The 23,541-nt window shown below is 46.1% G+C and carries 18 protein-coding genes; 8 read left to right on the forward strand and 10 right to left on the reverse strand.

Annotated elements, in window-relative coordinates:
• Positions 1-30 precede the first annotated feature (30 nt).
• Positions 31-1,356: an SPFH domain-containing protein gene (locus P5704_025050; protein WOF82068.1), complete on the reverse strand. Its 1,326-nt coding sequence runs from the start codon at positions 1,354-1,356 to the stop codon at positions 31-33.
• Between the two features lie 196 nt (positions 1,357-1,552).
• Here P5704_025050 and P5704_025055 point away from each other — a divergent pair, with 196 nt between their 5' ends.
• Together P5704_025055 and P5704_025060 are read left to right on the forward strand one after the other, a co-directional pair.
• Entirely contained in the window at positions 1,553-2,608 is a 1,056-nt protein-coding gene (locus P5704_025055) for a hypothetical protein (GenBank protein WOF82069.1), read from the forward strand.
• 33 nt (positions 2,609-2,641) lie between these two features.
• Positions 2,642-3,640, forward strand: coding sequence for a DUF4116 domain-containing protein (locus P5704_025060; protein ID WOF82070.1), 999 nt, complete (start codon positions 2,642-2,644; stop codon positions 3,638-3,640).
• Positions 3,641-3,839: 199 nt separating this feature from the next.
• Here the strand turns inward: P5704_025060 and P5704_025065 are convergent, their stop codons facing one another.
• Complete coding sequence (locus tag P5704_025065) at positions 3,840-4,142, reverse strand: hypothetical protein (protein WOF82071.1); 303 nt, start codon at positions 4,140-4,142, stop codon at positions 3,840-3,842.
• A 61-nt stretch (positions 4,143-4,203) separates the two neighbouring features.
• Entirely contained in the window at positions 4,204-5,523 is a 1,320-nt protein-coding gene (locus tag P5704_025070; protein ID WOF82072.1) for a DUF4116 domain-containing protein, read from the reverse strand.
• 137 nt (positions 5,524-5,660) lie between these two features.
• Here P5704_025070 and P5704_025075 point away from each other — a divergent pair, with 137 nt between their 5' ends.
• Positions 5,661-6,137 (forward strand): hypothetical protein, encoded by a 477-nt coding sequence (locus P5704_025075; GenBank protein WOF82073.1) that lies wholly within the window; start codon positions 5,661-5,663, stop codon positions 6,135-6,137.
• Positions 6,138-6,189: 52 nt separating this feature from the next.
• Here the strand turns inward: P5704_025075 and P5704_025080 are convergent, their stop codons facing one another.
• The 4 genes from P5704_025080 to P5704_025095 form a co-directional block, all read right to left on the reverse strand.
• A complete protein-coding gene (locus tag P5704_025080) occupies positions 6,190-8,112 on the reverse strand; it encodes a hypothetical protein (GenBank protein ID WOF82074.1) in 1,923 nt (640 codons plus the stop codon).
• Positions 8,113-8,284: 172 nt separating this feature from the next.
• A complete protein-coding gene (locus P5704_025085) occupies positions 8,285-9,952 on the reverse strand; it encodes a hypothetical protein (GenBank protein WOF82075.1) in 1,668 nt (555 codons plus the stop codon).
• 52 nt (positions 9,953-10,004) lie between these two features.
• Positions 10,005-10,613 carry an IS607 family transposase gene (locus P5704_025090; protein WOF82076.1) on the reverse strand — a complete coding sequence of 203 codons (609 nt, stop codon included), beginning with the start codon at positions 10,611-10,613 and terminating at the stop codon, positions 10,005-10,007.
• Positions 10,614-10,901: 288 nt separating this feature from the next.
• Positions 10,902-12,425 carry a hypothetical protein gene (locus P5704_025095; GenBank protein ID WOF82077.1) on the reverse strand — a complete coding sequence of 508 codons (1,524 nt, stop codon included), beginning with the start codon at positions 12,423-12,425 and terminating at the stop codon, positions 10,902-10,904.
• 222 nt (positions 12,426-12,647) lie between these two features.
• Between P5704_025095 and P5704_025100 the strand changes: the two genes are divergently transcribed.
• Positions 12,648-13,166: a hypothetical protein gene (locus P5704_025100; protein ID WOF82078.1), complete on the forward strand. Its 519-nt coding sequence runs from the start codon at positions 12,648-12,650 to the stop codon at positions 13,164-13,166.
• A 43-nt stretch (positions 13,167-13,209) separates the two neighbouring features.
• Here the strand turns inward: P5704_025100 and parC are convergent, their stop codons facing one another.
• Together parC and parE are read right to left on the reverse strand one after the other, a co-directional pair.
• Positions 13,210-15,465, reverse strand: coding sequence for a DNA topoisomerase IV subunit A (parC, locus tag P5704_025105; protein WOF82079.1), 2,256 nt, complete (start codon positions 15,463-15,465; stop codon positions 13,210-13,212).
• 23 nt (positions 15,466-15,488) lie between these two features.
• Complete coding sequence (parE, locus tag P5704_025110; GenBank protein ID WOF82080.1) at positions 15,489-17,387, reverse strand: DNA topoisomerase IV subunit B; 1,899 nt, start codon at positions 17,385-17,387, stop codon at positions 15,489-15,491.
• Positions 17,388-17,554: 167 nt separating this feature from the next.
• Here parE and P5704_025115 point away from each other — a divergent pair, with 167 nt between their 5' ends.
• The 3 genes from P5704_025115 (at position 17,555) to P5704_025125 (ending at position 19,837) form a co-directional block, all read left to right on the forward strand.
• Positions 17,555-18,754: a hypothetical protein gene (locus P5704_025115; GenBank protein ID WOF82081.1), complete on the forward strand. Its 1,200-nt coding sequence runs from the start codon at positions 17,555-17,557 to the stop codon at positions 18,752-18,754.
• Positions 18,747-18,884, forward strand: coding sequence for a hypothetical protein (locus P5704_025120; protein ID WOF82082.1), 138 nt, complete (start codon positions 18,747-18,749; stop codon positions 18,882-18,884). The genes P5704_025115 and P5704_025120 overlap by 8 nt, the downstream gene beginning before the upstream one ends.
• A 134-nt stretch (positions 18,885-19,018) precedes the next feature.
• Positions 19,019-19,837, forward strand: coding sequence for a hypothetical protein (locus P5704_025125; GenBank protein WOF82083.1), 819 nt, complete (start codon positions 19,019-19,021; stop codon positions 19,835-19,837).
• A 47-nt stretch (positions 19,838-19,884) separates the two neighbouring features.
• Here P5704_025125 and P5704_025130 read toward each other — a convergent pair whose 3' ends face one another.
• Complete coding sequence (locus tag P5704_025130; protein ID WOF82084.1) at positions 19,885-22,146, reverse strand: LysM peptidoglycan-binding domain-containing protein; 2,262 nt, start codon at positions 22,144-22,146, stop codon at positions 19,885-19,887.
• Between the two features lie 190 nt (positions 22,147-22,336).
• On the opposite strand from P5704_025130, the gene P5704_025135 reads away from it, so the two are divergent.
• Positions 22,337-23,308 (forward strand): hypothetical protein, encoded by a 972-nt coding sequence (locus P5704_025135; protein WOF82085.1) that lies wholly within the window; start codon positions 22,337-22,339, stop codon positions 23,306-23,308.
• Positions 23,309-23,541 lie beyond the last annotated feature (233 nt).

The raw sequence follows: 23,541 nt of genomic DNA on the forward strand, positions 1-23,541 counted from the left end.
GTATCCTCGGGCTTATTTTAGCAGTGTCTGTTACTTGGTAACATTCATGTCAAGCTGGAGGTCTTTTGCTGCCTTGACCGCCATGATTCCCATCATTTGAGCGATCTCGTCCTGGCGGCTGGTTGCGCCACCCTGGGATCCGCCCATCACGATACCTGGAACTGGTGCCTTGGTGGCAGCTTCTGCCCAAACCTGGTTGATCTTGACCATGGCCTCAAGTTTCTGCTCCAGCGCCCCGTTTGCCTTGATTTCGGCTTCCTTTGCATATGCACTAGCGTCGGCAATGGTTTTGGTTGACTGGGCGTCAATTTTAGCCTTTTCAAAAATCAAGGAGGCTGTCTGACGCTCGATCTCAGCGCGCTCTTTTTCACGTTCGGCGTTGATAACCGCCAGTTTTTTGGTGGTCTGTGCCTTGGTTGTCGCTTCGATCTGATCGCGCAGTGTCTCTTGACGCTTCTGCTCAACCTCTTTCTCGCCACGTGCAGTAACCAGCAGCTTTTCCTCTTCTTCTTTCAGGCGAGCCTGGCGGGCGACAGCAAGCTCAGCAAGAGCAGTCTGCACCTTGACCATGCGGTCTTTATAAAGAGGGTTCGGCTCGATGTTGGTGATACGTGCCTCTACGACCTCGACACCCATCGCAATGAACTGCTGAGCCTTTCGGCGTGGCTCGTTTTTATCGTCCAACACTTTTTCGGTCACGAAAATGCTTCGACGGCTATCGTCATCTGTAGAGCCCGAGATATCAGCGCCAGACATCAGGCCACCGGCCTCATTGCGTCCACGGGCGGTTTTAGTGATTACCTCTTTGCGCTTGGTGATGTACTGACCCTGGCGAAGCTGATTTTCGAACTCGCTACCGAATTCGCTCCGCGCACCCGAGAAATAGTCGTCTGCGCTCATCAGCGATGCGGTCGATTGTAGCGTCTCTTTTACAGCCGGAATCAGGGCCGTGGCCACGAAGTTCTCAGGACTGCGGTATTCACGAGCAATTTTAAGAAACTGCTCGCCCTGAGGTAGGCGAAAACGAGTGGAGGCCTCAACGCCACCATCGACGTTGCCAAGGAATACGATACGGTAGTTCTTTACAGCACCGGTCGTTTCATCACCTAGATTCTGGATATCCCCAGTGGTGAACTGAACCGTCTGAGCCTGCTTCCAGGCCGTCGCGCGACCAAACCAGGTGGTTGCATAGCCAACGTCTGTGACCACCTTTTCTTCGCCGAAAATGGTGCGGACATGCGTCTGGTATCCTGCCTCGTTGTAGACTGTGCAGAATTTGAAAAGCATGAAAAGCCCAAGGGCCGATGCGGCGGTAATCCCTGCAACAATTGGCAAGCGGCTAGATCTTTCGAACATGATACATCCTTATTGAGTTTGCTAAATCGCAAGTGAAATCTACCACAAAGCAGCACTATGTCAATAGGCGTGTATCGCATTCAGTGATTCACTGTCGGAACTGTCATTTTTCTCGTAAGGAAGCAAGGCCATAAATCGTTATGGTCTGGCCCCTTGCCTCGCTCATGCTTTATCATGGTGATAACAGGAGAAAATCATGATCTACAAAAAATTTGAAGATGAAGCTCTAGCCATCGCGATTGAGAATGACCTGGTTGAAACTATCATCAGCGGCTTGGACATGACGCCGTCAAAGCGAGAAGCTTACTTCGAGATAAAATTCAAAGAAATAAAAGAGGCATTGAAAATACCAGCTATAGGTGAAGAGGATTTTGTTTATACAAACATCAATCCATATAAGCGGCTTTTCATCGAGCGAAATCGAGATGTGTTGCTAAAGGCGCAAAAAGAAAGTTTGCCTATTTGTGGTGATGGATATTTTGCTCTTTTGACAAGGCACCCGCGAAAATTAAAAACGTACGCTATAAATAACTCCTACTTGCCGACTACAGAACAATCAATCATAAATTTGGGCTGTGAATCCTTTATCTTCCAGATTGATACTCCAGCAAAGTCAGAGCTATATAGAAAATGCTATGGGGAAGGTTTTAATTATGAGAAGGATCATGTTGAAGCCCTGATAAATGTCTTTATGGATCCCAAGTTTGATTTCACAAACATAAAATCTTGGATCGACCGTGCGGTAGCCACCGAGCGAGTTGCTGACGCAAGTCTAAGAATTATTAATTACAACAAGGAATCTACTGAAAGAATCTCATTGAAAAATGATGATCCATTTTCAAACTTACACGGAAAACTTCTTTTAGCATTGCTTTGTGACCAAAAGGTTAAGTATTCAGTATTTAGGGCGATAATTGACCTTCCGATTACCCAGACAACTGAAGACCGTCTGTCAAATTTAGCATTAAAAGTGCGAGCAGGCTGTGAAAGCTTAATTGAGGCATTCCCTGAACAATCAAAATATTTGAGGGGTGACTTTCTTTCAATGTCACTCGATATGAATTTTGGCTTTGAAGGTAATGACTTGTTTAGAGACAAATTAGCTAAACTTTATACGGCAGATGAATTAATCGGATGCGTAAGGAAAAGTCAGGTTCTAAGAATATCGAAATCTCTGGACATGCCTGAACTTCTTAAGGAAGCATCAAAGAACCAAAAGCGCGAGCACATCCTTAATCAGCTAAATATCTGATAAAGAGAAATAAAATCAGAAATAGGCAAGCAAATGAACTCAAATGAAAACTTTGTACACAACGTTGTTTCTGAACTAAATTCACTGGGTTATTCTCCAGGCGATCTTATAAAGAAATATCCTGTTGAGCTTAAAAAACTTATGATCGCTCACGAAATGGGTGATTATTTGCTTGCTCTGCCTGACCTTAAGTCAGGTGATCATTACTTGATGCCTATCGCCATTGGCTGGCAGCTTCTAGCAGCTACTTGGCCTTTGCAGGCCAGTGTTGCTGGCATAGATCTCCCTCCTCTTGAAAGGTCTATCATGGCCCTTTATGCGGAAGACATGGAGATGCATGGATCTGAATATCAGATTCCGCCTCATATGTTCAGTCCAACACTTAGTGAGTATCTAATTGAGATAGATCCTAGTGCAATTTTAAGATTCCCGATAGAGGCAATTACAAGCGAATCCTGTTGTTTGTCAGTAAGCCTTTATGGTGAAATCATATTAAGCATTCCTGATGTTTATAAAACAAAAGAGATGTGGTATACGGCCTTGTCTAATTCTGGGCACTTGTATTTTGATATGAGCACTGAGTACCAAACGCGTGAAATGCTGCTTCATGCTTGCAAGTCTGCATCCATATACTTAATTGAGAAACTTGTTTCGCGTGAAATGGTTGATCAGGAAGTGGCTTATACTCTCGTATCGAATAGCCGGCTGGATTCTGAAGCGATCAACATGATTCCATTGCAATTTAGAACCATTGAATTTTACAATATGGCAATAAATAAAAACCCTCTTTTTATTAAGGATGTGCCTTATGTCCTTCAGACTAAGGAGATGGTTATCAGCGCAATTAAATCAAACCCCATGTCGATTTCTGGTGTTCATTCTTCATGGATGGATTTAGAGATAATAACGCTTGCAGCTGAAAATTTACCCTATGCGTTTCAATTTATCCCTGAAGATAAAAAGAAATCCATACCAAAGAAGCTGCTAAATAAATGGCAGAAACAATCAGAGGAGTATGATATCCCGTATTAAATGTAATAATAGCGCCTGATCATTAATGATACATGTCATATACTGAAGAATATAGACCAACATCGGCGATTGTTTGGGCAATAAATGGTGGTGGCAGCTCGTGAACCACTATCGTGATGTAAAGCTCACGTGTTCTATGAAGCAGTCTTAAATGACGCACATGAGCTTGTCGCTGGTGCGTCTTCTAGAAGGTTGATCGCTATAACTTAATCCCCTGGTATCGTTGTACGGCACACTCGGCGTCATACCCAAGATATCGATCCCTTTGGTCTTGAAGAGACAGCTCACCCTCAATAATAATCCCATTATCCCTATAAATCTTAGGTTGATTAACAGATTGAATAATCATTTCATCTAACGCTTTAGACGGATTCTTTAGCGCGCCGCACTCACTGGACTGCAAAGGCTTGCAGACACCTTCGGCACATGATTCAGAATCAGAAGCGCCAACATAGCTGAGAGGCAAAAAGAGAAATAGAATAGGCAGAACGCGATATGACATAATCGACTCCTTTGTTTTGTCAATTATGGCTTATCATTACAAAAGTGGCAACCAGTATTTCTCATGACCTACAACCTGATCGCCTCACATCAGAGGTTTTTTGCTTGAAATAGCGATCAGATACTTTATTGCCGAAAAGGCTGATCATGAGTTTTTCAGTGTTTTCTTTGACGCACAATTTTCCCAGCTTCGGAAAAGTAAATGGCCTGACATGAATTAGGTTGAATATTATTTCAATATCACCCTTTGACTCAGCTGCATTTTTTATATGTTGCGCATCAGTTAAAGGCGCCTGTATTTCATTTATTCGCTGTTGAAACTGCTCAAGCCGTCTAATTCCATAGCGCTCTTTTGATTCCCTGTTCGAAAAATACAACGCTTGTATGAGATCTACTTTTCCAACAAGCGATATATTGCTCATATGAACCACCCTCGTTGGATCGTCGATTAGTATGTCCATCAAAAATCCATTGTTTAGTATTCTTGGTGGAATATGTTTATACATCTCAGGCTTTAACGTAAGAACCGTTGCCGCTATATCTTCGGTAATAAGGTCAGAATTCGCCATCGAAATTACCTCTGGCTCCCTAGCAAGCGCAAGCCGTACCATTTCTAACGTTTGTTCGTCTCGGTCAATCATACCTAATACTTCAGGGCTGCTCTCGATAGCCCTGCACCAAATCAAGTCGGTTCGATTTTCTTCCACAACATGTTTTATGGATTTCCCATTTTGGGTCAGTGCAGCTTCTACGACGCTTGGCGTCTGCTTGGCTTCTGAAACGTAACGCAGGGATTGCCAATTTTGACTAACCGCTGCCAGTACTATGTCCTCATCTCTTAATCGATCAGGGACAAAAGCCAGAGTCAAGCCATTGACCTTAACCGCTTCAAGACAAACAGACTTTGTTAACTCGCTTCTTGGTATGTATTCAATAACTGTCGGGTCATCTTTAATTGCGAGAATGCACAGATCTTCATTTTGGTATTTTTCTGGCAAGTAGCGAAATGCCTTTCCATTAAAAAACACAGCTGCTTCTGCAATTTCTTTGTCTAATATATGGTCTGGAACATGAGCAATAAGCCTATGCTCTCTTCGCACCGCTTCAATACAAATTGTTCTATCCAGTATGTCCACTGGAATAGCTGATAGAATTTCTGGATGCACCCGAACTAATGCATGAAAGAAGTTCCTGGTCAAAAATTTTTGAGGTATCAAACCAAGCAGCAAAGGCTCTCGGTGTTCCGATAATACAGAAAAGCAGATGCCTTCCGTCAATTTGTCAGGCGGAACCTTTCTTATTAATGACCAGTCCTCCTGAAGGGCGGCACTGATTTTTTCAACCAATCGTTTATCCATGTGCTTAGTTTGACCTACTGTCACGATAACATCAATAGTACAAATTGCTTAGCTAATATCCACGTCTATTGTAAAGTTGATTGCTAACCCATCACTCCTAAATAGCTTTTACTTTAACTCAAGAATGGTAATATGATGAAGGTTAATACTAAGGGGTTATTATGAAAAGCAAACTATTTAAAGAGTTTTTTAAAACCGATGCCGATGGAAAGCCTATGGCAAGGTTCAAGATCAATATTTCAGCTAGCGTTTCCGCCAGCGTTTTGAATACTGATCACTGCGCTCTAATCTATTCACACATTCATGAGATAGACAAGGAGCTTGAAAGACTCACATCGTTTATTGACAACGATGTTGATGAGAATACTTTAGAAAAGCTTATTAATGATATAGAGAAACTTGCTCGACATGGAGATAAGTTGATAAGTCAGGCATTTTACCTTGACACAAAAGATAGAAACAGCTGGGCAACTATTAATCAAACATTTAGAGTAAGGCCTCCTGGCACCGAATTCTTTAAATGCATGCCAAAACTGCTAGATATCGCCAAACATTGTGATAACCTGAAGCTGTACGCAGAAGCAAAAATACTGGACAAGCAGGAAATTAATGCCGCATACAGTCAAGTCGTACCTTGACTATAGATTATCGTTCACAAAAAATGGCCGCAATTGAAGCGGCCATATTTATTTAGGGTCGGCTAGGTATTTTAGGCATTTCTTTTCTGTTTGGGTATGCAGTATATACAACTTGACTATTTCCAGCTCTATCCCGACCGACAACAAAACACCAGGACTTGCATACAAGGTATTGGGCATCTCGCTCATGCTTAACCTTTGAAAAACCACTAGACTCACCACCTGGCACTGCATCTTTAAGCTCAGACAGTGCGTATGCCCAAGCATTGGTTTCTTGCTCTGTTCTTCGCTCCATTACTCGCTTGATGGCATGGTGGCTTAAGCGAACTAATCCAATAACAGTATCAAGCATCTCTTCTTTTTCAACTACATGAAGATCAATATCGATGACTGGAACACTATCGGCGTTTACCAGAGGGCTTTTCTTCTCAACCGTTACTTTTGATCCACAACATCTAGCCATAAGATAACGCGCCGAATGCCAAATTCCCTTAATTTTTTCCGAATCCGACCTCAACATCTTTTTTATAGCGCCCTTTGATACAATAAGATCAATATCTTGAGCCCCAATAGTTATTGGTATACCTGCTGAAGAGTGATCGAGCAAAATTCTTCTTATCGCCAACATTTCAGCTGCTATTTGAGTATCTCCCTGACCATTATTCTTTACTCGAAAGATATTTCGATGTTGTGTTTCGCCACTTCTCGACCAGCTTGTCTCGACCCAGCAAAAATCCGCATCTGTTCTGGAAAATGTATGGATAACCAATTTTTCCTTATGTGGAATTTTGGTTTTTTTCTCGTTAGTTGATAATTTAATTTGAGGATTTGTATTTTTCGAAATTGCCGGTGATTCTTTTCTCTTAACGACAACATTCATCTGCTTGATAGAGGAACTACTCTCAGTGTTATTGACATCAAGCGAAGAAACACTGCAAATGTTTTTCTGAACCTGGTTTGCTGATGAGAGTGCTTGACGATGGTCTTTTCGGCTTTTCATGATGCTTAGTGATTCGGGGATAATGCCCGCCGACCGCAATAGCCGATCTAACGCTAGCAAATCAGATGGAAGCCTGCGACCAATATGCGACACCCTGACGACCCTTGATGCATTGGCCATAGGAGCAAGAGCAATGGCAAAATCCCCATTTTCACAAACAGCAATTGTCAATGAATCGTTATTAAAACTGGGGTAGAATTCCCACTTGGAAAGACAAGCCTTTTTCATGAGTTCGTCCAAACGTTCCGGCCTATCCATTGCCGTGCGAAAACTATCAAGCATGGAGTGCTTAAATCGAACTAATTTTGTATTGCCACAGTGCCCATCCAGATGGAGCGAGGTATAGCGAAGATCCATAGGCTGAGTTTCACTGTCGACACCCTCTTGAGCCCATTCGACAGCCCCTGAAAGGGCTTCACCAAGCGATGCTACCCATTGCAGGTCGGGTCTTAGCTTGTGTCTAACGGTTACGTAAGAAGTTAGCTGCCCATCGCTGCTAGACCCACAAAATCCAGGGCTATCGTTTATCGCAAGGCTGGTCAAGGTGACGGGATCAATAACAACGAAATGATCAACACCCTTCTTTCCTGTGATAGTGAAGGCGTTGATTCTTTTCAGGGCTTCTCTATGTACAACGGGCATTCCATCACCCCCTATGGCTCTAAAAGAACCGCTTTCTGCCGGTGAAAGCATGCCAACGTACCGCGCTACCTTAAGCTCTCCGCTTTTTACTTTGCACTCGAAGAATGACCAGCCATCGGCAGCGACCTGGCAGCCGACAAGGATCTGATCATTATTTGTGAAAAACCTGCATGCCAGACTGTCAAGCGACAAGATTCGAGGGACATGATCCAGATCACCGGCTCTATCAAACAGAAAAGCGCCTGCCTCAACCGGGATTTTGAAATATTCTTGACCTCCAGCTCTAAAATAAAGGTGTGTTGGTTGGTACTGCTTCAAAGGTATGATGCGCATGATGACCTCCCTTGTTGTCAATTGATGCGTATCATATTACATGACCCTTGCTCCGATGACACCTGGTGGCTCGCAATCTCCCTGTTGTTGATCCTGGTCGACTACCGCTTTAAACAACCTATCCAAACCTACTCACGCAGTTTGAACAGTGTTTAAAACCTCAAAGTCGCCCTTAAAAGGGCACATCTTCGAGGCCGTCACTCCCGCAGTGAGGGTGACTCGCGTGACGGGGTCTCACCGTCAACGTCCGGGTAGGGCTCAGTGAATGGGCCAGGCCTTTGCGTGTTGCCACGCATTGCTTGGCCGAAATCACAGGCGCAGGGGATTGTTTATGATCCCCAGACCGCACGTGCGCTGCATGCGCCGCTGACAGGTTTTTCCTCACGCCCGCCCAGAATGACCATACATGCTTCGCCCGATTCCTTGCAGGTAGGGCAAAGGTGACATGGCCACCCCCGCGTGTGGGTGCAACACCCGCTCGCGTGGACAGGCGTTCGGAAAAACCCAATCCACGTCGGGCGATGGCCGTGGCCGCGCCCTGGTGGACAGAAATGCCTCGGACACTGGCGTGATTCACCGCGCCAATCACCGAGGTGTAGGCCGGGTTGACGTCAATGACTTCGACTCCGGCCCTGAAACAGGCGCTGCGTAACGCAGCCCCCACCTGTGCGTAAAAGAACCCAGAGAGCAGGCGTGCTGCCTTCGGATTCATCATGGTTAAATCGGATTTCTTCTGACGAAAATCCAGCTTTTCCAACACCAGTGGCTTGCCAGTGGCGGCGCACTGCGCCGCCACAGCCTTGGCCAGATCACCTATTTTGGCCTTGGCCTGATCGGTGGATAGACCATAGGTGGCGCATTGCAGGCGTTGGGTATTGATCAAATTACCAAAACGATCCAGCTCGGCCAACGCCAGGTGATCGGCATTCAGATCGAGGCCAAAGGCACCAAGCCCGCGTTTCGTGACAATCGGGACATCGTCGTGCTGGGTCGAGACAAAGACGCGCCAGCCCTGATCGTCTCGGATAAAGCGATAGCTCAGCGCTCGCCCTGCTACCAGGGAATTCAAAATGGATGGGTGGCCATAGGCAAACTGGACATCGGTCAGTGTGATGTATTTGCCCAGCGCTTCCGGCAAGCGCACCCTGAGCCTCAGGCGCTGATCAGCCTGCACAGTCGCCACGCAGCTCTGGCAGCCTGCGGTCTCATCCTTGGAGCCGACCAGGAAGAACTGATCACTGCGGCTGGTTTGCCAATCCTTTTTCCAGTCAGCGTGCGTCAATTGTGCATCATTGAATTGGCTGCGAAAACGCTTGCGAGAGCCAAAGCATAAACGGACTTTGCCGCAGGCTTTCTCAGTAATCATGCGTTCCAGGCGCGCCTGCTGGCGCGCCAGGCTGCGTTTCTTTTGATGCAGTGAGAACGCTAACTTATCGATCTTGGCTGGATCGACAGTTGTCATTTTCTTTTTGGGTTTGCGCAGCACCTTAAGTTCTTTGTCCAGGCGCACAAGGGTTGAGGTCAGTCGCTTAATCTTGCCTTGAGCCTCATGAATGAGGTCACCCTGACGGGACTTAATCGACTCAATCTTGCCTTCCAAGAGCATGCGGATGGCATTGAAATGCCGGGCGGTGATGCCGTAGTCAGCAATAAACCTGGATTTTAGTTGGGCAATAGAAACCACTTCATCCTTGCGGTGGCAAGCGGCAAGCGAAGTGTTCTTCACCATAGCGGCAAACAACTTGCGCTCCAGTTGCCCGTATTGCTTCGCATAGGCATTTAAGGCAGCGTCTTGCGCAGCCTCTAATACTAAGCGAGTTTGATAGGTGAAGACGGGCAAGTGGGGTATTCCAAACTGAATGACTTGATACTAATCAGCTCTTCTATACGGGTCAAGCCGCTTGCTGCAAGTGTTTTAGGTTTTTCCGTGAACGCGAGCCATATAACCTAGCAGAAAACACCGTCATCAACTCGATAACGTCAGCAACAAGGCGGGTTTCCAGATTGGCCTCTACTGGTTGATCAACAATCACCACCTGTGTTTTATTCAACTTGCACAATTCAAAAATGATATCCGCACCAAACCTGAGCAAGCGGTCTTTGTGAAGTAGTACCAACGTTGATACCTGGCCTAGCGCAATCATGCGCAGTAGCTTGAGAAAGGCTTTCTTTTGATAGTTCAAGCCACTGCCCAAGTCGCTGAGTATTTCTACATCCCTGTGTCCAGCGCTGTGACAATAATGAATCAGCCTGTCTCGTTGTCGAACCAGGTCTTCCTTTTGATCATGGCTAGATACGCGAGCATAGCCCACCACTTTACGTTGTTCTGGACTGTGCCTGCCTATCAGCGCATGGAGATCATTCACAGCATAACGACGGTGCTGAACACAGGTGCGAAAAGAGGGTCGCAAGCGGCCATCTTTTTCCCAACGGCGAAGTGTTGAAATGGATACGCCGAGTAATTCGCTGGCTTCGCTTATTGATAAATGCTGCATGATCATTGTTATTGTTTGGTCAGATTGTAACAAATGAGCAGGTTTGGTTAGTTATTTATCTTGCAGCAGAAGCCCTCTCCTCGCTCGGATTACCTCGATTACAGGCGTGGCAATTAACACTGTATCATTACTCCATAGTTCACGATCCCCAGCCTCATCGCAAGACCTCTAAAATGCGGCGAAGCAGTCAGAAAAGGTGGGACACTTAACATCCCCCTGCCCTAAAGTGCGGGGATTCCGCTAGCCGGACGCTAATGTCCGAGCGCGATAACCAGTCCAAAAAGCGCGCGTGATTTAAATACCTAGATCATTTCGTATAATATTTTTCTTGGATTTTTTAAATGCTTTAAGGTTACTTAACACCTCTATTGAGACACCGTAATTTAAAACCTTATCGACTCTTGCCTCAGTCCTGATAATTTTCTCAATATCTATAACACCTTGCTCAATCGCTCTTTTTGTCACAGAGCCCATCAGATAGTGTGGCAAAATTGTATTCTGTCCTAGAAAATTTTTTTCAATGTTGAGCTCAAGAAAACCTTCATTCAAATATCGACATGCTTTAATTATGTTGTCAGATATAGAATCCATGACCTCATCACTTAATGAGCCACCAATCTTCCTTTCATCCCCAAAGAAATAAGTATTATGAAAAGATGGGGTGTCAAGTTTATACCCCAGTTTCCCGAACATAATAATGCATTCAGCGCTCGTCACTATCCCTTGAATTTCAGAGCACTCCTTTAGATCTGGGAATCCGTATCCAGACATTGCCCTCCGAAACTCCTCACTCAGGTTAATCTTTTCCTCAGTACAACCAAGTGAATACAATTGCTGACTAATAGCCCTTGTTAATAAGGCCAATGATCTGCTTTTTGAATTTATTTGTGCAGCAAGATCAACAGCCAAGACAGGATTGGATATTACTGATTTTAAAATACTCAATCTAAGATAATCGTCATTTATTCGCATGAAGTCTTGTGCGAAGGCGTGACGCTCATCAAGATCAGGGTAAGCAACCTCAAAAAGATTTACTATAGAATCCATACAGAGATATCTGTAATCGTCTTCCTCTGATTCTATATTGGAAAGTTGAACAGTATCCTGTAGCGGCTCCATGGAATCCCTTAACTTATACAGCATACTTCTTGCTGATGCCGCCTGATCGTCGCTAAAGGGGTAATGGTCAAGGTAGTACAAATCCCCCACCCCTTTTAGTATCGATTCAATTTTCTTTGATGGGCTATCAATTGAGCCCTTCACAACATCTTTGCTCCATGAAGTCATGTAATCTGCAAATAGCGGCGATTTAATGAGCCAGCGTGAAAAGCCAGACCTATTATCTAAGACTGCGTTAATTATTCTCGAACCTATGGACAACGAACGGCTACCAATCAGCTCATTGTTTATCTTATAAGGAAATTCTGTTTCGCTGATTCTTTTGAACACTGCGTCCCATTTCTTAACCAATGATAAGCAAATTTCATTACTGTAAACTTGTTTAAAACTCAAAATCCTTAGGTAACTCGACGCGCCATACCTGATCTTTAGAAATTCATCGATATCAAGTGGGTTAACTTTCTGATCTAATAGGTAATTTACAAGATCAAGCGATTCAAATTCACTATTGTAGAACTTTGAGTTTAGACTCTCGGTGAAATCCCTCATAAAAAGAGGCTGAAGGTATCTATTGTCTTCGCAAGGCATCTGGTCGCCGATAGACTGTTTTGCGTCATAGTACCCGTCCTTGAGGTATCGGCTGTGCCCTTTCAGAATGTTCTTAACAATTATGCCTGGATTCTTTATTTGCTTGCTCATAACGTTCTCATTGTTGATTAGTTTAATTTATCATCTCTATATCCATTGCCACAATCGTTTATTCTTCAGCTCGAATATGAAGAGGCCTGTGGCCAAAAAAAACAGGATTAAATCAAAAGCGTCTTGAGTGGCCAGCGTGTTGTGCTCAGAAGTCTGATTCACAGCAAAGCAATAGTCATGTATCATATTACCAAACCCAAAACCCAGGCATGCGGATACTCTATGAAAATTGTTGACTTTCACATTGGCTTAAACTTTCAATCGCACGGTGGGCTCCGTTATCGCTGCACTGATGTCGGCAGCAGAACCATAGCTGCGATTCGTCTAGACGTCGATGACGAGATTTGGATCCAGGGCCCTCCGTACCTACAAAGTGAAATCCTCATGGACGAAGCAGCGCTAGTGGCCTGCTATCCGGATGGTAACGAGGGTCTTCGACAAATGTTGACGCATGAAGACCAGCGAAATCATCCTGGATACAGTCCAGATGTCATTAAAAAAATGATTGAAGGAAAATTCAGCGATGCAGTACGGCGTTATCCGCGAGGCGGACTGCTTAAAATCGACAAGTGCTTCAAGGGTGACATAGCCCACCCATACTCGGTTAAACAAGATTCAGATGGGAGTTGGCAAATCATGGCTTACCTGCTCTTCGCCAAGCGTTTCATTGAAATGCCCGATATCCAGTTCGCCCATCTTGTTACAGCCAGCGCTGATGATTTCGAGACTTGTAGAGCTTGAAATTTGCCATCAAAAAAGCCCGCTTCTGCGGGCTTTCTTTTGTTTAGCTTTTTGATACTTCCAAGGCTTCAACCTTCTGGTATCCACGGGGCAGCATGCTCCCCCGCTTTCCTCGCATGCTACGGTAATGCTCGATATCAGCCGGTTTAAGGGTCATGGTTCGCTTGCCACTCGTGATAACGAGGCTCTCCTCCGGCTTGAACACGACGACATTAGTCATGAGCTCTTCCCGGCTTGCAGCCCTATCCGTTGGAATATTGATCAGGCGATTGCCTTTGCCTTTGTTAAGCTGGGGGAGTTCATTGATTCCAAAGACAAGTAGCCTGCCCTCATTGGAAAGCGCTGCCACCAAGCTTGTTTCTGCGTCATCAATCTGAATCGGTTGCATAACCTTGCTTCCCTCTGGGAGAGAGATAAGCGTTTTGCCTGTCTTATTCTTGGCCTGGATATCCTCACCCTTAGCAATGAATCCATATCCAGCATCGGACGCCATGAGGTACAGAGCGCTATCCTCTGGCATGAGGACGCATTCGAACGTTGCACCTGGTGGTACACTGAGGCGACCAGTCAATGGCTCGCCCTGCCCTCGTGCTGATGGTAGAGAATGGGCTGCAAGCGAGTAGCTTCGACCGGTGTTATCAAGGAAAACAGCATACTGATTCGACTTTCCGCAAACCTGCGCCTTGAAGGCATCTCCAGCCTTGTAGGAAAGCCCTTTGCCATCAACGTCATGACCCTTTGCGCAACGCACCCAACCCTTGTCAGAAAGCACAACCGTTACCGCTTCTGAAGGCATCAGATCAGTCTCGGACAATGCTTTGGCTTCTGATCGCTCAATCAGAGGGGAGCGACGGTCATCACCGTATAGCTCTGCATCGCGAATGATCTCAGATCGTACAAGCCCTTTGAGCTTTAACTCACTCGCAAGAAGCTCAAGAAGCTCAGCTCTTTCCTTGGCTAATTCGTCCTGCTCACCACGAATCTTCATCTCTTCCAGGCGAGCGAGCTGGCGCAGGCGAGTCTCAAGGATATAGTCAGTCTGAGCCTCTGTTAGCTCAAACCTGGCCATAAGCGCAACCTTTGGATGCTCCTCTGTTCGAATAATGTGAATGACTTCATCCAAATTTAGAAAAGCAATCAACAGGCCTTCCAAAAGGTGTAGACGTTTCTCAACCTTATCGAGACGGTACTGCAATCGCCGCCTTACCGTGGAAATTCGATAATGCAACCATTCTGAGAGCATCGTGCGCAGATCTTTAACCTGTGGACGACCATCCAGGCCAATCACATTCATGTTGACGCGGTAGCTCGATTCAAGCTCGGTGGTCGCAAACAGGTGCTGCATCAAGTCATCCATGTCGATCCGATTGGAGCGCGGAATGATTACGATACGGCAAGGATTTTCATGGTCAGATTCGTCCCGCAAGTCAGCCACCATAGGGAGCTTCTTTGCTTGCATCTGTCCGGCGATCTGCTCGATAACCTTTGACCCTGACACCTGATGCGGCAGAGAGGTGATGACGAGCTCGCCATCCTCTTCTTGGTAAACAGCTCGCATCCTGACCGAACCTTTTCCGGTCTTGTACATTTTCATAATGTCGGCGCGTGGCGTAATGATCTCCGCCTCGGTCGGGTAATCAGGTGCCTGAATATGCTCCATCAGCGCCTCAACATCAGCCTCAGGTTGATCAATCAGACGTACACAGGCTGCGGCCACTTCACGAAGATTGTGGGGTGGCACGTCAGTTGCCATTCCCACAGCGATTCCCATAGTGCCGTTAAGCAAAAGGTTGGGCAGGCGAGCGGGCAGCGTTGAGGGCTCGTCCATTGTGCCATCGAAGTTAGGAACCCAGTCTACGGTGCCCTGCCCTAACTCAGATAGAAGCGATTCGGCGTACCGCGAAAGCCGTGCTTCGGTATAACGCATCGCTGCGAATGACTTGGGGTCGTCTGGAGCTCCCCAGTTGCCTTGCCCATCGACCAGGGTGTATCGATACGAGAAGGGCTGAGCCATGAGTACCATAGCTTCGTAACACGCCGAGTCACCATGTGGATGGTATTTGCCCAACACGTCACCAACGGTGCGCGCTGATTTCTTGTGCTTTGAATCTGCATCGAGCCCCAATTCACTCATTGCGTAAACAATGCGCCTTTGAACGGGCTTTAGACCATCACCGATATGCGGAAGCGCACGATCCATGATGACGTACATCGAATAATTCAGGTAGGCCTGTTCGGTGAAATCAGCAAGCGAGCGCTTTTCGACCCCATCCAGACTGTTTTGCATCACTTCGTTCATTTTGAATTTCTCATCGGATGATGTTAAAGGGCGACTTCAGCGAGGTTGCCTTTTGTTTCCAGCCACCCCTTGCGGTCACTCGCTCGCTTTTTGGATAGCAGCATGTCCATGATCTCACTCGTGGACTCAAAATTTTCCAGGGTCAGTTGAACCAGACGCCTGGTGTTAGGATCCATGGTCGTTTCACGCAGCTGACCTGGGTTCATCTCACCAAGGCCCTTGAATCGGGTAACCTGAGGGAGTCCCCGCTTCTTTCCAGCTGACAGGCGATCCAATATCGCATCGCGTTCAGGCTCATCCAGCGCATAAAACTTCTCCTTACCAAGGTCGATTCGGTAAAGAGGTGGCATGGCAATATACACATGCCCGGCAAGCACCAGTGGCCGGAAATGCTGCATGAACAGTGCACATAGCAAGGTGGCAATGTGCAAACCATCTGAGTCGGCATCGGCCAGTACGCAAATTTTACCGTATCGAAGCTGACTCAGATCTTCAGAACCTGGATCCATGCCAATCGCCACCGCAATATCATGGACTTCTTGACTGGCAAGCACCTCACCACTATCGACCTCCCAAGTATTAAGGATCTTCCCTCGCAAGGGTAGAATCGCCTGATACTCCTTGTCGCGGGCCTGTTTGGCGCTACCCCCTGCCGAATCACCCTCAACAAGGAAAAGCTCTGACCGCATGGAATCAGATCCAGCGCAGTCTGCCAGCTTGCCAGGAAGCGCGGGGCCCTGAGTGATCTTTTTCCGTTCAACCTTTTTATTGGACTTCAGTCGGCGACAGGCATTGCTGATAAAGAACTCTGCAAGCGATTGACCTTTGTCAGGGTTGGCATTGAGCCAAAGACTAAAAGCGTCCTTAACAACACCTGACACGAATGAAGCGGCTTCCCGAGAAGAAAGTCTCTCTTTGGTTTGGCCTGAAAACTGAGCTTCTGACATCTTCATGGACAAGACATATCCAATCCTGTCCCAGACATCCTCGGGCGCCAGCTTAACGCCACGCGGCATTAAGTTTCTGAATTCGCAGAACTCGCGCATCGCATCGAGCAGCCCCTGCCGCAACCCGTTGACATGGGTTCCGCCCTGAGCCGTGGGGATCAGGTTAACGTAGCTTTCCTGAACCAGCTCCCCTCCCTCAGGAAGCCATACAAGCGCCCACTCGACTGCCTCCCGCTTACCCGCAAGAGAGCCCGTGAAAGGTTCCTCAGGGAAGCGCTCGGCATCTGCACAGGCCTCAACGAGGTAAGATCGAAGGCCGTCTTCATAATGCCACTGAATTAGCTCTCCAGAATTCTTATCCTCGAAGGATATTGACAGGCCTGGGCATAAAACGGCTTTTGCCTTCAGCACATGCTTGAGTCGCGATACCGAGAATTTTGGCGAATCAAAATATTTTGAATCTGGCCAAAAATGAACACTTGTGCCTGATACCCGTTTCGGTGCACTTGCGATTACTGCAAGTTCTGACTGCTTGAAGCCATCAGCAAAGGACATCTGGTACTCACTGCCATCGCGCTTAACACTGACAACGACCTTCGTAGAAAGCGCGTTTACAACCGAGATCCCGACTCCATGGAGGCCGCCAGAAAACTCATAGTTTTTATTTGAGAACTTACCCCCAGCATGAAGCTTGGTTAAGATAAGTTCGATACCGCAAACCCCTTCCTCAGGATGGATATCCACGGGCATCCCTCGACCGTCGTCGCTGACCTCCATAGAACCATCCGTGTGAAGTGTCACACTGATATTCTTTGCATGGCCGGCTAGCGCCTCATCAACTGAGTTGTCGATGACTTCCTGAGCAAGGTGATTGGGTCTTGTTGTATCTGTATACATGCCAGGTCGACGCTTAACAGGATCAAGTCCCGAAAGAACCTCGATGGCATCAGCATTATAAGAATTCTGGATTGTCATGATCATTCCATGTTAAAGATGTCGCATTCCTGGAGGCACAAGCCCGCCCATGAAGTGCTTTATAACGATCCTAGCAGGGAAAATCAAGTCCGGACAACTGTCTATGGGAACTGCGATACCTTAAACTTGCAGTGTTTTGCGTTATCCTGAACAAAAAGGAGCAGGTCATGACTTTCGATTTCCAAGAATTAGCGACGATACAGATGGAGCTTGAATCCAAGCTTGATGATGTCAAAAAAATGGCTTGTTACCATGACAGAGTCAAAGCTAAAGATATTCAAGATTTGATAGATCAAGTGATTGCGCTACTGTCGACCTTGTCAAACTCAAATGCACATGCTTTGTACATACAAGCAATTGATGACATTGGGCGTCTTCATGAGCATTGCTACCTTAAATTCAATGAAGCAGGAAGTGGATCAGCCACAAAAATGAATGCGTTGATGCGAGAGTGCTCAAGACTCCCTATAAGAAACATAGAACAAATTGGCTATTACGTACCGCTTAATGATGAAGCCATTATTAATGCCATTAACTCTTACCTTATGAGCGGCGATCTGTTACAGGGGGTGCGTAGTTCATTTAAAATAAACCAAGCTGCCTCACTTGCGTTTGCTTTAGGCCGCAACGGAAAACAGGATGCATTCCTATATTTATTAGAAACCATTGAGCAAAACCTTAATCGCCTAAAAGATGAGGGCATAAATCAGAAGCAGGCACTTATGTTAAGCCGTTTCGTTGGAGGGTTTTATTTTGACTCCAACGCCTTCGAACCTAAAAAAGAGACTACTGAATCGCTGAGAACGGCCTCCCTCAGGCTTCTCACATGGCTGTCGAAAGAACACTACTTAGGATTTTCATACCGCTTTGATGATGGCATTGGCGCCATACGCTACGGCCTGCGCGAATTTGGCGAAGCCATTGTGCAAGAGGCATATGGAGGAGAGGCAAATATAATGAAGCTTTTAAAGCTTAAAGCCGCTTCATCCACGCACTATAAAGACTATTTGAAGAACGATATTAAAAAACTTTCGAGCAAACACGAAGAGCGATTGGCTAAAACGCTTATGGCTCTATACATACATGACAATGATGAAGATTCAAGCATCAAAGACTTGAAGCTAACTGAGGCAAATGCGTTAAAGATGGCATCATACCTGGGAGATATAATAGAAGAAAACCCGCCCGAGAACATCAAGCAGATTTCAGCTGCGAAAATTCAGCGGGTGGCTTCATTGATTGATAGGATTGTCGATCTCGACCCAGAGTCCATTGAAATAATGCAGCAAAGTAATAGTATGGGTGAATACTTAAGGGTCGCAAGCTCAACAAAACAAAGACAGATTTTAAAAGATCTTGATGTTTGATACCAAAAAACTATTCTTTGCTCTTAAACCAGATACGAGTTGTCCTGAAGTAAAGCCAGACTATCGTCTCGAAAGAATGGCGCAGATGCTTTTTAGTCTGCATTTGAGAGAAAAAGAAAAGCCAGACTGACGTCTGGAAGAAAAGCAGGGAGCGTCATGGTTACAAAGGTTACACGGCTCAATTTTGCCAAACACCCATATTGACAACCTGCAAATAGCTAGGTATACTAGAACCAACGAAACGGATTATGTCGAGATAAGATCATGAAACTGCTAGCCGCAATCGCAATAACCATAGGCATTCTTGCATCAAATGCTTCGCTGGCGGCCAATATCTATACCAAGGGTACTGATGCCCATTTCCTGTCTTCTACGGTAGCAAGCTTGCTGCCTGCTAACATGATACCCGTAATTGTGGTTGAAAATAATCGTAAAGGCTTTCTTTCACAGGTCAATGCTCATGCCGCCGAGGCTGCTGGCACAAGCATAAACAACATAAGCAAGATCTACAGCGCAGATTGGAAAGTAGGCATACCAACCGCTGTCGCCTACGCTGATGTGATAGACCTGACCCGTGAGGCAGACGGCGCGAGCATTTGCGTGATGCGTTTCAAGGACAATAGGTATATCAAGGCCGCCCTAATGCATGAAGCAATGCACTGCCGGACTACTCAGCTAGCTGAATGGAACGAATTTGCACCGCAAGCCAACAAGCTTATCAACCTCCAAATACGAAGCTCGTCTGGAGATTTGATAAGCAAAAAACTGAAGCAATACATACTGGAAGAAGTTCATGCTCGCATAATGTCCTTTGCGATAATGAAAGAGACCGGTTCGATAGATGATGCGCAATTTTTCATACATCGCCTATCAGCTGAGTTTCCGAAAAATCCTGGCAAAAACAGCATCAAGCATGCAATATCGATATGCAACGACAATGGAGGGTGTGCTACAGATGCATCAGATTTGATGTCGATACTGGCCGAAGACAAAGGCTTCATAAGCGCATTTGCCAAAGACGTTGATTCCGCTTACATGTTTCATCTGAAAAAAGGAACTATCGCCTTGTTCAGTCAGAAGTAAAAAAGCCAGTCTCTGTGAGGAGCCTGGCCTTTTTTCATGCCTTGAGCTTACGGTTCAAGCCCGGTGTCATACTTACCCTCTTTGGCTTTGATCCCCTTCAGAAATGCATTCTTGTCCTGAGCACTCTCAAGACCACCAAAGTCATCAGCAGTAGGCATTGACCGCACTGCTCCCTGCTCGACATCTAAAACTGGCACAGTCTTTCCATTTACTTCTACCCAGTTAATTCTTTCCTCAGGCGAAAGCCCATTCCCACCAAAGTCATCAGCAGTAGGCATTGACCGCACTGCTCCCTGCTCGACATCTAAAACTGGCACAGTCTTTCCATTTACTTCTACCCAGTTAATTCTTTCCTCAGGCGAAAGCCCATTCTGTGCAAATTCGGCAGTTTTGCCGTTAAGCATATCCCATACAGAACGCTCGTCAGTCGTAAGCGTAGCTCTGTACGCAACGTCACGCTCCATAGCCTCGAACAATGCGGTAGTTTGTTCAATAGTATCGCCCATTTTTAAGCTATCTGCATTCAGATCCTTCTGAAATTCACTATAGCTTTTAGTCTGGTACTGCTCTGGCCCAACGGCAGGCGCAGCCCCATCAGTCGATAATGGAGCATTAACTGAAGCAGACACTTGCGGCCCTTCAATTCCCTGAATCATTGCAGAGTCGATGTTGATTTTCTGCCCTGGGAAAATTTGATGCGGGTTGTCTCCGAGAACCTCCTTGTTCGCTTCATAGATAGCCTTCCATGTTGCATCAATATTCTGGTTTGTAACCTCACCCCCACCAGCCTCGATCTGAGCCTTTGCGATACTCCAAAGGCTATCACCCTTCTCTACGGTAACAATCGAATTGCCGACAGTAGGTTGTTCAGTCACATCTTGGGCGGGTCGTGCAGTTTGATCAGATGTAATCTCAGGGGTAGGTTCTACAAAGACGTCCTCACCGCCTGCTTTCGTTCCACTATTGCGCTCTATACCAGATTCGACAATTGCTTCGGATTCTCCCGTAAGCGAATCACCTGCTCCTTGAAGTACAGATGCAGCAGCTTGTAACTGCTCACCCAGTTCGCTTTTTGCATCATTAGCCAAATCGGCTACAGCTTCTGTTACCCTTTCGGAGGCAGAAGAAAGCGTTTCACCTAAATTGACAGTAGCATCCACTGCCGCAGATCCAACTTCCTTGGCAACAGTAGCACTCAAGTCAACCGCATGACCGGCGCCCTCAACCAGGTTCGATCCTATGGCTGCACCGCTACCAAAGACCGGCTCGGCACTTTTTGCAATCGAGTCAAAATCAACCTCTTGCATGATCAGGCCAACAGCCACGACGCCCAGCGCAGCTGCGCCGAATTTCATGTATTTGTTGTCCCACACAGAGCGAGTGCGCTCTTTCATCTCCGAGTAGCCTTTGGAGATCAATTCAGTAGGGACGCCCATCTTCTCAAGCGTACTGATGCCCGTTTCCATCGCCGACTTTGTAAAGTTGACGAAAGATTCGTTTTTGGTAAGTGCACCTACTACTTCCTTGATCCCCATGACTGCAAGCTTGGTCGCAACACCGCCCGTGGCGATGGAAACACCCCAGCTCACGTAATTTAGTGCTTTACGCCCCGTATCGCTGGTCAGCCCTTCGATCAAAACATCCTTTGAGTTACGAAGGCGCTCGCCAAGGGACGGCATGTCTTTTGATGGAAAATCGGATTCGTACTCAGCGGTGATCGCCATCGTTTGACGGAACTGTTCTGGCATCTGGCCATACTGTTCTGCCGTCATTCCAGATGATTCAACCAGATCTTTTGTCCACTCATCGTTCTTGATTCTGGTCTGAATGCGATCTTCGACTTCCTTCCAGATGTCTCCATAAGTCGCAACAACTTCGGCCTTGTGCTTAGGGTTCGTGAAGTCTGCGATAGCAGCCAAAGGATCCTTACTCTTCTTCTTTGCCTCTTCATTGTATAGTTCGGCGAAGTAAGCACTTAGCTCTCCCCGCTTGTGTGCCTCCTTCAAGACCATCATCATCTTCATGTGATCGTCAAGATTAAAGTCGTTTAGAGCCTGAAGAGCATCCTCATGTGCCTGTTCTTCAGCATTCAGGCCTGCAACCGTGTTAGCCATTTTCTTAATGTCATCAGTGCTGATGGACTCAGGCTCAGTTGCGCTCGCTTGAGATGGGTCTACTGTGTCGGTTGAAATTTCAGCAGGTTGCTCGACAGCTTCGGCTGCCGTCGCCTGAATGTTTTCAGGTGCAGACTGGGTCTCAGGCGTTACGACCTGTTCTTCAATTACTTCTTTATTGTTTTCGGTAGCCATGAGTGAGCCTCTTCTATATAGCTTCTATTGTCATATTATCAGCGGTATTCAAGGTGAGGCAAGCGAAAGAACCGGTTATTTCTTATCTTTTAGGCCAAGCTGACCAAGGCATCACGACGCTTAGAAATTGATTGATCGATGTTTATCGTATGGACAATAATGCTGATATAGAAAACCTTGAGTGAACGTCATGAAAATGAGTGAACAAGATATTGAAATCGACAGAATATTCAGCGAGTCACTGGATCTTGACTACGCCTCTACGGCCTTCGAGCTCTTGATCGATACACCTGAATTCTGGGTTTCGGCAACACGCTGGATTCAGGCCTGTAACCACCAACAACCGGCATCGAGCCCTTACCATCTAAACGAATCAAGGGTTTCCAAAATAGTTTCCTTGCTGACCGCACAACCACATAATCCTTCATGCGCTGCGCTGTATGAGCAGTTTGTTACTGCGAGTCATGATTTTATCGTCTACAGCGCCAAAGCCGCATTGAACATGCACAGGGACAATGACAAGACTCTAGGCAGCGTGCAGATGGAAATGCCAAGCGAGCGTTTCTATAAAGATGACGAAGAAAGATCAAGGTATGAATTTGGCGCAATACCATCTCCTGATACTTACAGTTCCTTTATCTATGAAATTTCAGGAGAGATTAGCAAGAAAAACACGTGGTCATTGACCGATAATCGCATTGATACCCTCAAATCACTACTCGCTCATCAGATGTTCCCAATTGATATAATAAATACTCCTTATTTATTTACGAACCCTGATACCGGCACTCCTATAGTTAGCTATCGTACTGTTGAAAACAAAGAAAGTGCGTTGCCAATTCTTATGAGCGCATTGCTTGAGCCAGGACTTGCAGAGCAAATTACAAGATCAACCCTCTCTGAGAAAGATGCCGAAAAATTTGAGCGACATGACTTAAGCCCAGTCGAGAAGCTATCCATAATCATGACTGATAGCACATTTTTAAGGCATTTTGATTTTGACTGGGACAAGACCCGTGAGCGTGCTATCCAGAAAATTAGCGATATAGATAAAGCAGTTGAACCTGTAGCACAAGTTGAACAGACTGTTGCTGATGATGTTGCAATTCTCAACCATCGAAAAAATCGCAATATCACAGCATCCTGCCTATTAGACTTGTGATATTCAGCTAAACAGGGGTCTTAGATTTAGCATCAAAAGGCTGCTTATCCTTTCGGAGCTTGCTCGGCTATTTCAGTCGAAACGTATTTCTACCCACAATTTTAAGTTAGGGTAGTAGGCGATTAGCCAAGCTGCCTGGTAAGCTAGTGATCTGACAAGGAAGCATGGCATAACATAGTTGACACTTATCAAGCAGTGATCATCGTTGCCATTGACTTCTAATAATTGGGCAT

Source organism: Pseudomonas sp. FeN3W (assembly GCA_030263805.2).
Classification (GTDB): domain Bacteria; phylum Pseudomonadota; class Gammaproteobacteria; order Pseudomonadales; family Pseudomonadaceae; genus Stutzerimonas; species Stutzerimonas stutzeri_G.